Below are 12,938 nucleotides of genomic sequence, written 5' to 3' on the forward strand. Positions count from 1 at the left end.
TTCGTCTGTTCTATAATTGTAGGTATAGTACTTCTTATAGATGGCGCGAATCGTATAGAATATGAAAAACGACATGGATAGATAAAATAAAAAGTCCGGACGATATGATCCAATGGAATCATATCGTCCGGACAACCATTTTGGTCCGAGTGACTGGATTCGAACCAGCGGCCTCTTGAACCCCATTCAAGCGCGATACCAAACTTCGCCACACCCGGAAATTACATTGTAACATTAACACTATACCATGGATGGCCATAAAATACAAGGGTAAATTTTGATATTTTTTAAAATTAACCGGAAGACTTAAAATTGAAGAGAATGGGAAAATATATGTTGACAAATATAGCTGTGACCGCTATAATAATCAAGCAGTCTTTTGAAGCTGCATTTGCGGATGTGCTGGAACTGGTAGACTGGCTAGCTTGAGGTGCTAGTGGCCCATGGCCGTACGGGTTCGAGTCCCGTCATCCGCACCATATGCGCGAGTGGTGGAATTGGCAGACTCGCTAGATTCAGGTTCTAGTGTGCATTACGCACGTGCGGGTTCAAGTCCCGCCTCGCGCACCATAAAGAAGGACACGCTATATAGCGTGTCCTTCTTCATTAGAATTTTGCTGGGAATACCTAAGGGAAAAAATAAAAAATTTTGATTTTTCCTCTTGCATTTTGCGGAAAACCGTGCTATTATAATTTAGCTGCTGATGCAGAAGAGAATATGCGGCTGTAGCTCAGTTGGATAGAGTGTTTGGCTACGAACCAAAAGGTCGGGGGTTCGAATCCCTTCAGCCGTACCAGTCGGAGTAAGCGTTTTCGCTTGCTCCGGCTTTTTTTATACCAATTGGTTTGTACTGTGCATAGGGATAAAAATTCCGCATACGGAGGGAGCCGTATGCGGAATGAACGTTTATTTTTCTTGGAGCAATTTATTCAGCTCGGCCATAAACGTGCTGATATCCTTAAATTGACGATAGACCGAGGCAAAGCGGACATAAGCAACTTCATCCACGCTTTTGAGACGGTCCATGACCAGTTCGCCGATTTTGGCAGATGGAATTTCACGATCCATTGCATTTTGAAGTGTTTGTTCAATTTCGTTGGAGATTTCCTCTAGAACATGGAAGGGAACAGGGCGCTTTTCGCAGGCGCGGATCATTCCGTTGAGTAATTTACTTTTGTCAAACGTTTGACGGCTGCCATCTTTTTTTATGACGACCAAAGGCAGGCTCTCCATTGTCTCATAGGTGGTAAAGCGCTTGTGACACTCCAGGCATTCCCGACGTCGGCGAATACTGGCTCCCTCATCTGAGGGACGGGAATCAACCACCTTGCTTTCGGGATGGGCACAATAAGGGCATTTCATAGTCTCTGGCCTCCCAGACTCTAAATTTAGCTTATTATATCATAAAGAAGAACGGGGTGGTATCTTTATTTTAAATGTTTTTGTATGAGACGGAAAAATTCGGACAGAATAGAGACAGAGCGAAAGCGAGGTGAGCGCAATGCAGAACGAGAGCGAAAGCCGTAATAAGCTCCACAATCCCGGCAGCCAGGATAAGGTCGGCGGCCAGAATCCTCAGAACAAGAAGAAGGAGCAGGCTCAGAATAAGGCGAAGAACACCAATCAGTTCTAAGTGCGTATCCAGACACAGGGCCGGGAAAATCCCCGGCCCTAAATTTTTTGAAAAATTTTTGATTTTACTGTTGACATTTTGGATTGGTCTGGTATAATAACACCTGCGCTCAACGAGTGCGAGTTCAATATAGCGGGTTTGTGTAAGGGTAGCACAGCAGACTCTGACTCTGTATGTGAGGGTTCGAATCCTTCACCCGCTGCCAAATGAGACACCGGGACTTCCGTTATTGGAAGTCCCGGTGTCTTTTTGCGTTTTAAGATGTATGCAGGAAAGCATATGCTGTAAGTATTTGCTTTGCAGGATGTTTTTTGCAACGTACAGAAGTGGTATTGTAGGCAAAATAGAGCGGTCAATATGAGTAAAATAAATTACATAATTTTCTAAATGAAGCTTAAAATTGGCTAATATGACGAAAAAACGGTAAAAAGTATGTGAACTGTGCGGTTGAATGTTCTAATATACTAGCGTATAATGTTATAAGAACTTGGGAGAAACTGCACCTCTCAAGGAAAAAAGAAAAGGAAAAGTGAGGAGGCTGATACGGTATGAGGCAAAAATGGAAGAAGATTCTATCCCTTGTTATGGCGTTGAGTCTGATCCTGAGCTTAATGGTACCGGTCTACGCGGCGGAAACGCCGACGGAGACAGCAGAACCGACGACATCTACAGTGCAGTATACAGATGTCGCCGGACACTGGGCAGAAGATGCCATTCTGGAATGGAGTGAGTATGGCATCATTGCTGGTGACGGAACGGGGAAATTTAACCCAGATGCAAACATTACCCGTGCGGAACTGGCAAAGATTCTGGCCGAGACCCTGAAGTTGGAGGTAACGGCAGAGAACCAGTTCAATGATCTTCCGTCGGACGCATGGTACACCCCGTACATTCTGAAATGTGTGGCGGCCGGTATCATGAACGGACGGGGGAACGGCCTGGTTAGTCCCAGTGACCCGGTAACCCGCCAGGAGACCTGTAAGATGGTCGCTGTGGCGCTGGGGCTGGAACTGGCTACGGGACGCACGGACTTCAAGGATGATGCCAGCATTGCTGACTGGGCGATGCCTTATGTATCTGCTATGCGGTCGGCTGGTTATATCCAGGGAGTAGGCGGCGGCCTGTTTGCGCCTGAGACGTCTCTGACCCGTGCTTCTGCGGTCACCATGCTGGATAATGCTGTAGTGGCCTATATCACACAGGACAATACCACGATAACCGGTGTGCAGGACGGTATCGTGATTGTTGCGGCGAACGGTGTAACACTGAAGGATGCCACGGTGAATGGCAATCTGATCATCTGTGGTGACAATGTAACAGTAGAGAAGACTACCGTCAACGGCAACGTTCTGGTCAATGGGGACCAGGCTGTACTGAAGAACTCTACTGTGAAGGGCAATTTGAACGTAGCCAACAGTGTGAAAAAAGTGACTCTGAACAGCACCAGCGTAACTGGTAAGACCACGGGCAATACCTCTGCAGTCGTTACTACGCCTTCCGGTGGTTCCAGTTCCGGTGGTTCGGATGACGGCGATTCCTCTGACAGTCAGGTACCCGAGACCGGACACACCAATGCGTATGACCCGGCCAATCCGTATGTAGGCGTGAATGTGGGCCTGTTCCACAACGTGCCCATTACGGTGGACGAGGACACCACGGGCGTAGCCAGCTACTATCTGCCCGAGGGGATGGATCCCTGGGCGCCTGCGGTAATCGTTCTTACGCCTGACAACACTACGGCCCGCGCGTTCTCCGGCAGCGAGACCGGCAAGGCGTGGCAGGCAGTGGCGGACGAGAACAAGATCGCGGTTGCCTTCCTGGAGCCCCAGGACGGCAAGACATGGAACCTGGATCTGAGCGAGGACGGCCGTGACGACGCGGCGGTGCTCAATCAGCTGTATCTGACCATGCGTCAGAAGGGACTGAGCCTGAAGGGCGCGTTCTCGATGGACAAGTCCCACACGGCCCTGGTGGGCTATGAAGAGGGCGGCGCAGCAGCTCTGGTGTTCGGTGGCCGCTGGGCCAGCGATTTCAGCTCCATCTGCGCAGTAGACGCAACGGCGGCTTCCGCCGAGGCGCTGAAGACCATCGGCGAAGAGTACGTGATGCCGTTCCCGGGCGACACGACCCAGGGCATCGAGGAAGAGGCCATTGCGGCCAAGACGGTAGATACCCCTGTGTGGTTTGTGAACTCCGATGCGGAGGGCGCCAACAAGGCGGCTCTGGACTTCTATGTGACGGCGGCCAACGCCACGAAGGGCACAGCCAACAGCTATGCGGAGAGCGTGTACAACACCGGACGTGAGGGTTCGGATGTAGAGATCTGGGTGAGCAAGAACACGCAGACTCCCGCGACGATCTGGGAGCAGTTCTCCGGGACCTTCAAGCGCTTTATGGCCATGCAGCTGCCCGGCCGCGTGACCAAGGCGCAGGACTTTACCGAGAAGGGCTTCAGTATCCATGAAGAGACCATCAACGGCGAGGTGCGCCGCTGGATGACCTATGTACCCAGCAGCTACGACGGCACCAGCGAGGTGCCTCTGGTACTGGTGATGCACGGCTATACCGCGTCCATGTACGCCATCGCGGAGGAGTCCCGGTGGTATGACGTGGCCGAGGAGAACGGCTTTATCGTGGTCTTCGCCCAGGGCCTGGTGCGTCCGGCGGATGCCATGGGCAACATCCCCACTGCCATGTGGCTGGCCGGTGCGTTCGGCTCTATGGCGGGTGAGGATACGGATCCTGAGGCGGATCTGAAGTTCCTGGATACCCTGCTGGACAAGATGGAGAGCGACTATAAGATCGACACCAGCCGCGTCTACGCTACGGGCCACTCCAACGGCAGCCTGATGACGTGGGCCATGGGTTCCAAGTTTGCCGACCGGTTCGCGGCCATCGCGCCTGTGGGCTATATGTCCGAGCCGATGGACGGCCTGGAGGAAGGGACCATCCTGCCCACCTGGTCGTTCCTGGGCGAGTATGACTCGGCCGGAGATCCCACTCTGGTGGAGGGCGGCGCGACGGTGAAGTCGCTGCAGGCCTGGAACAAGCAGAACGGGACCAACGAAGACAAGGTAAGCACGAGCAAGCAGTATGACGGCGGCTTTGTGACCCGCACCTTCAGCAATGAGGACGGCGTGCCGCTGGTGAAGTTCACGGAAGTGAAGGATACGCCTCACGTGTATCTGCAGGAGGAGAGCGTGACCATCTGGAACGAGTTCTTCTCCAAGTACAGCCGCGGTGAGGACGGCACGGTCTATTATCAGGCCAGCGCCGAGAGCGAGCCGGAGGCGGTAAAGGCTTCCGAGTACAAGGCCTCCACCGGATGGTTTGCGCCCGCTGAGAAGGTGGAGTATACCTATGATCCTGAGAATCCCTATGATGCGGTGATCACCGGCAAGTGCGACGGCGTGATGATCACGGCGGGCGACGACATGGCTTCCGCTACGGTGTACATCCCCGAGGGCGCGCAGCCCTACTGCCCGGTGGTCCTGGTACTGACTCCGGACGGCATGACCGCCGCGGAGTTTGCCGAGACCGAGACCGGCAAGGCCTGGATGGCTGCGGCGGACGCCCAGGAGGCCGGCGTGGCCTATGACCAGAAGTTTGTGGTGGCGTTCATGGGCCCCGAGGCGGGGGAGAGCTGGAACCTGGCTCTGGACGAGAACGGCCGGGACGACGCCAGCCTGGTGAATTCCCTGTACACCACCATCCGCTCCCGCTCCCTGAGCCAGCGGCACCCCGCGGGCGTGAACCGCGGCTGGATCGCCCTGGTGGGCTATGAGGAGGGCGGCGCGGCTGCGCTGCTGTTCGGCGCGCGGCACGCGGCCAACTTCTCCAGCATCTGCGCGGTGGACGCTACGGAAGTGCCTGCGGCCTCTCTGAGCGCAGTGGGCGAGCTGTATGTGGCTCCCTTCACGGGCGACGGTTCCACCAACGGCGTGGAGGAGCTGCAGCTGAAGGCCAAGGATGTGGCTACCTCTGTGTGGCTGATCGACTCCGGCGCCGATAGCACCAACGCCCATGTGGTGAATTACTTCAAGACCGCCGATGACATCACGGCGGCAGGGGCTCCCGGCGAGGATCCCTTTGACACCCAGTATGTGAACGCGGAGAACCCGGCCAAGATGGTCGTGGTCACCGACAGCGAGGGCCAGAGCGTGGCTCCCGATGCCATCTGGGACAACTTTACCGGCCAGATCAAGCGCCTGCGTGCTCTGGAGAAGGGCGGCCGGATCGCCTTTGCTCAGGACTACACGGAGGAAGGCTTCACGGTAACCCAGGAGACCGTCAACGGCGAGGTGCGCCGCTGGATCACCTATGTGCCCACGACGTACGATGGAAGCACGAAGGTACCCCTGGTGATGGTGCTGCACGGCTACGGCGCCACCATGACCGGTATTGCCGAGGAGTCCCGCTGGTATGACCTGGCGGAGGAGAACGGCTTTATCGTGGTGTTTGCCAACGCGCTGAATACGGATGGCGCGGACCGCGGCAATGTGCCCGCCCCCACCTGGCGCTCCGAGTCGGCGGTGAATGCGGACAATGTGGACGTCCAGTTCCTGAACGGTCTGCTGGACCGGATGGAGGAGGACTACAACATCGACACCGGCCGTGAGTACATCACCGGTCACTCCAACGGCAGCATGATGACCTGGACGATGGCCATCAACGCGACCGATCGGTTTGCGGCTATCGGCCCCTGCGGCTACATGGTGCCCTACGAGGGCGAGCTGTCCACTGAGACGCCTATCGCCATCTGGGGCTTCCTGGGTGAGTACGACAGCGTCGGCAGCGCGAAGCTGATCGAGGGCAACAACACGGTGAAGGCGCTGCAGGCGTGGAACAAGCACAACGGCATCGACGAGACCACGGCGAAGGCGGAGAAGGAGTCCGTGATGTACACGGACAGCTTCGCAACCGAGACCTTCTCCACGGCGGACGGTGTGCCTCTGGTGAAGTTCACGGAGGTGGCCGACACCCCGCACGTGTACCTGCAGGAAGAGGCTACCCACCTGTGGGAGTTCTTCTCTCACTACTATCGTGATGAAGAGGGCAACCTCTACTATCAGGCGGATGACGATACCCCGGCGGTGAAGATCACCCTGGGTGAGTACAAGGCGGATAACGGCTGGTACACAGCCGAATAAAGCCTACAGACCGACTGAATCCAATCAATAAAATGCCAATCGGGCGACCCTATAGGGCCGCCCGATTGGCATTTTTTGCAAAAATAAAAGAAAAAAGTTTACATTTTTTCTGAAACTTTTTCACACTTTTTTCGTTATATTATTATAGAGGGAAAAACATCAATGGAAATTTCAAAGCATATTGTGTCAGGAGATAGGAAAAGTAAGGAACCATTTGTTGTTGACGTATTGGTGAAGGTGAGGTAAATTTTTTGCGATAAAGAGACGTGATAAAACGTTCTCTCTATCTAAAATCATGATAAATAAAAGGGGGTGAGTGACGGCCAAAATAGGGAAAGCAATCAACAGCGAGACCAAAAAGGAGGAAACCATGGAAAAACAAATACGCAAACTTCACAGAGGAGTCATACGCAGGGTACTGTCCTGTGTGTTGACAGCGTCGTTGCTTTGCACCTGCTTTGTCACGACTTCGTTTGCAGCCGAAAGTGAAGAAGCAACGCAGTTAACATATACTGTGGCCGACGGTCTGGATTTTGACGATACCAGCACCTTTGTGGATTCGGAGTCCGCATGGGGTTACGCAGACACCATCGTAGAGCATGTGGAGAGCGCTGTGGAAGATATGCAGGAGATCTTTGACCAGCGTACGGTCTCCATCCTGGACTATGGTGCAGAAGCCAGTGAAAGAGTCAGTGAGGATGATGTCTGGAACTGGACGGAAGATGAACTGGCGGAAGAGACCCGACTGGCCAAGGTCAATACACAGGCTATTTATGACGCCATCAAGGACGTCAGCGAGGCCGGTGGCGGTACCGTTGTGGTGCCCGCTCAAGATGGAAAGGTATTTTATACTGCCGCCATTCATCTGGAGGATAACGTCAACCTCTGCGTAGAGGAAGGCGCTACTCTGGCGTTCTCCGTGAATACGGAGCTCTACCAGGGCGACTTTATGAAGCAGGTCTATGGGGATGGTGTGGATGACAAGGGCCTGACCTTGACACGCTTTGAGAGCGTGGAACTGATGAACTATTCCCCGTTCATTTATGCTTACGGCAAAAAGAATGTGGCCATCACTGGCGGCGGCACGCTGGACGGCCAGGCTACCGTGGGTGATGGTGTGGACGGTTCCACCGGTGTGTGGCAGCCCTGGAAAAATAGCGGTGTGAAGTACTACACCGACAGCGAGGGTGTGCAGCACAGCATGAGCGATATCGCCCAGGTGCCCGCCCGGAACAAGCTGTTTGCTCAGGGGCAGATGGATGTACCGGTGTCTGAGCGCCAGTACGGCGAGGCGGAGTCTGAACCCTGGGAGGCAGCGGGCGACGGCTATCTGCGTCCCAACTTTATCCAGCCCTACAACTGTCAGAATGTACTTATCGAGGGTATCCGGATCGAGAATTCTCCCATGTGGGAAATCAACCCGGTATTGTGTGACACCGTGATGGTGGACGGAGTGTATGTGGAGTCCCATATGGGCAACAACGACGGCTGCGATCCGGAATGCACCAGCAATATGGTGATCCAGAACAGCACCTTCAATGTGGGTGACGACTGCATCGCCATCAAGTCTGGCCGTAATGGCGATGGCCTGCGGGTTGACCGGGCCAGCTTCAATATTGTGATCCAGAACAATGAGATGGTGGATGGCCACGGCGGTGTGACCATCGGCTCTGAAATCACCGGTGGTGTGAAGAATATCTTCTCCCGGAACAACGATATGGAAAGCTCCAATCTTCAGGTTGCCTATCGCTTTAAGACAAATTATATCCGCGGTGGTGTGATCGAGAATATCTACTATAAGGGAGACACCGTGAATCAGGTGTCCACCAGCTCTTCCTCGCACGGCGTGATTATTGTGGACCTTAACTATGATATTAGTAGTGAGGTTGCAGCTATGGAGGAAGTGCCTTCCCGTCTGGGGATTGATCCCAGCTCTTTTAGCTACAAAGCCTACATGCCGGAATTTAAAAACGTGGTGGTAGAGGATTTGATGGTCAACGAGGCCGGAACCACCAATTATGGCGGGGCCAATGCCATCAAACTCACCGGTTTTAGCAAGGACGGCATTACCGGTGAGCATATCGACAAGAGCGGTATTACCGATGACTGCTATATTTCTGGTTTTACGGTAAAAAATTCTACATTTAACAGCAGCAAGACCAACCTTGCCTTGAGCTATGTGGATGGACTGACGCTGGACAATGTTACTTTTACCGGCGGCAGCAGCAATAGTTCGGTCAGCAATACCAAGAATGTGACCTTCACCAACTGTGATCTGTCTGCGTCCAATGTTAGCCGCAGCCTTTTTGAGAACCTCGAAGGGGTCAGCATTGACGAGTATACGACCTTCGCTGGTGAGCGGCCTTACGATCCGCTGGAGACGGCCTATGACATCAATTATCTGGCCAGTGGTGACGCGGAAGTGAGCTCCAAGACCTATGATGAGAATACGGTCCACTACCAGCTTTCCCACATTAAGGACTATATTGTCCCCGGCGGTGGTTTCTCCCTGGATGGGATGGAAGAAAGCGATGCTGTGGTCCAGTACAACAAGAATCTGAATACCTGCTGGTTCCAGATTTATAACATGACCGAGGGCAACAATTTCTATTTTACAACGCCCATTAAGGTTTCCGGTGGAGACTATACGGCGGAGCTGTCCTACAAGGACGGCGCAAGCCGCGGCAGCTTTGATGTGGTCTTGGTGGACACCACTACCGGAACAGAGTATAAGCTGGGATCCATTGACGAGGCGGCGACCCAGACCGGGACGCTGTGCTACAGCTATCTGACGCCCCAGACCAGCGTTACCATCCCGGAAGGGGAGTACTATCTGCGTTTTGACTGCACCAAGGCAGGCGACCTTGTGGCCATCGATCTGTACCTGCACCAGCAGGGGGTTCCGGTGACTGGAGTTACGCTGAATCAGAGTTCCATGACCTTGTATTACAACGATTCCACCCAGAACAAAGGTACTCTGACTGCCACGATCACCCCTGATGATGCCACCGACAAGACGGTAACCTGGAGCAGCAGCAATCCGACTGTGGCTTCTGTAGATGAGAATGGTACCGTAACAGCTCTGGCCGCCGGTACTGCCACCATTACAGCCACCACCGCGGACGGTGCCTATCAGGCCAGCTGTCTTGTGACCTCCAATTACTTTGAGAATGAGTCGGATGATGTAAAGTACGATGTTATCCTGCCCAGTTCTCTGGAGCATGGCACCATTACGGCCACGCCTGCTCAGGCTGGTCCCAACGCTGAGGTCACGCTGACCATCGAACCCGATGACGGCTATGTTCTGGATACCCTGACGGTGACCAATCAGAGCGGTGCCCAGGTGGCGGTTACCACGGTGAGCAATGGCACCTGCACCTTCCGCATGCCTGCCGGAGGAGCCACCGTTTCTGCTACCTTCCGTGTCAGCGGCAGCGGGGAAACGCCCACCAGCGGTACCTTTACCGATGTGGCTGCCGGTCAGTGGTACTATGAAGCCGTGGAGTATGTCAGCGATAACGGCATTATGAATGGTATTGGTGGCAATCTGTTTGCACCCACCCAGTATGTGACCCGCGCCATGGTGGCCCAGGTGCTCTACAACATGGAGGGTCGTCCTGCGGTGACCACTAGCGCCGGATTTACCGATGTGAGCAGCAGCGACTGGTATGCCTCCGCGGTGAATTGGGCGGCTGCCACCGGCCTGGTGGACGGCTATGGCAATGGCCGGTTCGGCGGCAATGACAACGTCACCCGTGAGCAGATGGTGGTCATCCTTTACCGCTATGCCCAGTATAAGGGATATGACACTACGGCCAGCACCAGCCTGGCGGGCTATGCTGACGCTGCCTCCGCTTCCTCCTGGGCTACCGAGGGGTTGAGCTGGGGCGTGGGCGCCGGTGTTATCAACGGCAAGAGCAGCACTCAGCTGGATCCTCTGGGTACTGCTACCCGTGCTGAGATTGCCCAGATTATGATGAACTTCTGCGAGAACATTGCCGAGTAACTGCAAATATTGCAAAAACCGAAGGGGCGCATTCCAATGCGCCCCTTCGGTTTTTATTTATAAAAATACCCGCTCCGGATGTGCACCGGGGCGGGTGGGAGGATAATGGATTACGTTTCACTGTCCTCGCCCGCCAGCAAGGCAGAGAGGACTTCGTTGTAGACTCGTTCCGGCTTTGTCTTAAAACCGTCGGCCAGGCGTTGAGCCTGCTCCTGAGAACCACAAAAAAATTCCAGCGTCAGCAAATTACCGCCGTCATCGTCCAGAAACATGCGCGCAGTGAAGCCGCCCGACTCCCGTGGAGAGATTTCCGCCCGGACCTGAGCGTTGCGGCGCAGGATGCCGTTGAGTTTGACCAGATTGGCGCTGCACTTATGCTTGACGGAGTAGGGTAGACTGCTTTCACAGACTGCGCCGTTGGAACGGCCCTTTTCCGTAATCTCATACAGCCCGTTTTTAAGTGTCAGGTGGTCGGAATTTACCAGTTCAGAGACCGCCTCGGCAAAGTCAAAATAGTCCACACCTTCATCGCACATGGTCAGTTCAGTCAACGTGGGAAAGTCGATGGGAGCTGCCACTCGTGCCATGAGGTAGAGGATGAGAAATTTGATATCCAATTTATCATGGATAAAGCCGTAGCGCGCCATAAGTGGTCTCCTTTCCAATGGAATGCACATACAATAACATTATACCGAAAGCACCTGAAAATCACAAGGGGGATTTTGAAATCACGGATTATAGGCTGATTCCCTCTTGTTCGTCAGGATTTGATGTGGTATGATGCAGAAAAGGCGAAGAAAATGGGAGACTTTTGGATGATATGCCCAAATGATATGGGGGCACTCCCTGGAAGCTGCTGCAAATCCAATGGGAAACTGAGGTGTCAAAAGATGATGAAACGACTGCTCCCGCTGCTGCTGGGCACCACGCTTCTGCTGGCGGCCTGCGGTGGAGAAAATGTGGAGGATTCCCCGTCACCTACAATGGATGCCACTCCAGAGCCGACCGTGGAGGCTACTCCGGAGCCAACCCCATATGACGGGCCGTTAAACCCGCTCAGCGGGCTTCCCATGGGAGAGGAATGGGTGAACCGCAGGCCAGTGGCGATCATGCTCAATAATTTGAAAGAGGCATTGCCTCAGCTGGGCCAGTCTCAGGCGGACATCATTTATGAGGTGCCGGCGGAGGGGGGAATTACCCGCATGCTGGGGGTCTATCAGTCTCTGGAGGATGTAGGGACCATCGGCTCCATCCGGTCGGCGAGGCCTTACTATCTGGAATTGGCTCTGGGCCATGACGCTATTTACATTCACGCTGGCGGCAGTGAGGATGCTTACAGTAAGATTCGCCAGTGGGGAGTGGATGCGCTGGACGGAGTACGAGGTCCGTATATGAGCAACACGGAGAACGGCAACCTTATGTGGCGTGATCCGGAGCGACGGAAACATTACAGTTTGGAACATACGGTTGTCACCACGGGGGAGGCCATTCAAAAGTGCTTTGCGGAACAGAGCCGCCTGCGTCTGGAGCATGAAGAGGGTTATTGCTATGAAATGACCTTTGCCGAGGACGGGACACCCACCGGTGGAATATCGGCACAAGAGATTACAGTACCTGTATCCAACTACAAGACTGGGCGCTTTGTCTATGATGCCGGAGCCGGTGTCTATGCCGTAGAGGAATATGGGGAACCCTATGTGGACGGAAATTCCGGTGAACAGGTCACGGTTACCAACGTGGTGATCATACAGACGGCCTGCCGGTATACCGGGGACAGCTTGGGGCATATCACAGTGGATTTGTCCAGTGGCGGCACAGGCTATTTTGCCTGTGGCGGCCAGGCCGTGGAGCTGACCTGGGGCAAGGAGTACCCGGATGGACAACTGCACTACTATGATTTGCAGGGAAATCCCATTACCTTTGGTGCAGGGCACACCTATGTGATGATTGTTCCGCTGGATTGTGACATTTCTTTTGCATGAACAGATTGAAGAAGAACGGGAGCCGTATCGTATTGCGGCTCCCATTTCTTTTAGATAACTTGTATGATTTACTAAAAATGCAATGCATAAATGAGCAATAAGACCAAATAAAAAGAAAATAGTGTGGTTAGAATTGACTAAAATGACAAAAAGAAATAGAATAAAA

Annotated in this window: 6 protein-coding genes and 5 tRNA genes; 8 read left to right on the top strand and 3 right to left on the bottom strand. The window is 53.8% G+C overall.

Features of this window, described 5'->3' with window-relative positions:
- Positions 1-141: 141 nt before the first annotated feature.
- Positions 142-218, bottom strand: a tRNA-Pro gene (locus WMO45_RS00100).
- Positions 219-393: 175 nt separating this feature from the next.
- Between WMO45_RS00100 and WMO45_RS00105 the strand changes: the two genes are divergently transcribed.
- The 3 genes from WMO45_RS00105 to WMO45_RS00115 all read left to right on the top strand — a co-directional run bounded on the left by WMO45_RS00105 (position 394) and on the right by WMO45_RS00115 (position 797).
- Positions 394-479 (top strand) — tRNA-Leu (locus WMO45_RS00105).
- A 3-nt stretch (positions 480-482) separates the two neighbouring features.
- A tRNA-Leu gene (locus WMO45_RS00110) sits at positions 483-570 on the top strand.
- A 150-nt stretch (positions 571-720) separates the two neighbouring features.
- Positions 721-797: transfer RNA gene (locus tag WMO45_RS00115), tRNA-Arg, on the top strand.
- Between the two features lie 110 nt (positions 798-907).
- On the opposite strand, the gene nrdR is transcribed toward WMO45_RS00115, so the two are convergent.
- On the bottom strand, positions 908-1,363 hold the full coding sequence (gene nrdR / locus WMO45_RS00120) for a transcriptional regulator NrdR (protein WP_349138592.1): 456 nt from the start codon (positions 1,361-1,363) through the stop codon (positions 908-910).
- Between the two features lie 139 nt (positions 1,364-1,502).
- Between nrdR and WMO45_RS00125 the strand changes: the two genes are divergently transcribed.
- From WMO45_RS00125 to WMO45_RS00140, 4 genes are all read left to right on the top strand, one after another.
- The gene (locus WMO45_RS00125) at positions 1,503-1,634 is read left to right on the top strand and encodes a hypothetical protein (protein WP_349138593.1); all 132 of its coding nucleotides are present in this window, start codon (positions 1,503-1,505) and stop codon (positions 1,632-1,634) included.
- A gap of 131 nt (positions 1,635-1,765) precedes the next feature.
- Positions 1,766-1,839: transfer RNA gene (locus tag WMO45_RS00130), tRNA-Gln, on the top strand.
- A 343-nt stretch (positions 1,840-2,182) separates the two neighbouring features.
- Entirely contained in the window at positions 2,183-6,784 is a 4,602-nt protein-coding gene (locus WMO45_RS00135) for an S-layer homology domain-containing protein (protein WP_349138594.1), read from the top strand.
- A 370-nt stretch (positions 6,785-7,154) separates the two neighbouring features.
- Entirely contained in the window at positions 7,155-10,790 is a 3,636-nt protein-coding gene (locus WMO45_RS00140; RefSeq protein ID WP_349138595.1) for an S-layer homology domain-containing protein, read from the top strand.
- A gap of 110 nt (positions 10,791-10,900) precedes the next feature.
- Here the strand turns inward: WMO45_RS00140 and WMO45_RS00145 are convergent, their stop codons facing one another.
- A complete protein-coding gene (locus WMO45_RS00145) occupies positions 10,901-11,437 on the bottom strand; it encodes a DUF4364 family protein (protein WP_349138596.1) in 537 nt (178 codons plus the stop codon).
- Between the two features lie 246 nt (positions 11,438-11,683).
- Between WMO45_RS00145 and WMO45_RS00150 the strand changes: the two genes are divergently transcribed.
- On the top strand, positions 11,684-12,772 hold the full coding sequence (locus WMO45_RS00150; protein ID WP_349138597.1) for a DUF3048 domain-containing protein: 1,089 nt from the start codon (positions 11,684-11,686) through the stop codon (positions 12,770-12,772).
- Positions 12,773-12,938: the final 166 nt, after the last annotated feature.

It is taken from the genome of Flavonifractor hominis, assembly GCF_040095835.1.
Classification (GTDB): Bacteria; Bacillota; Clostridia; order Oscillospirales; family Oscillospiraceae; genus Flavonifractor; species Flavonifractor hominis.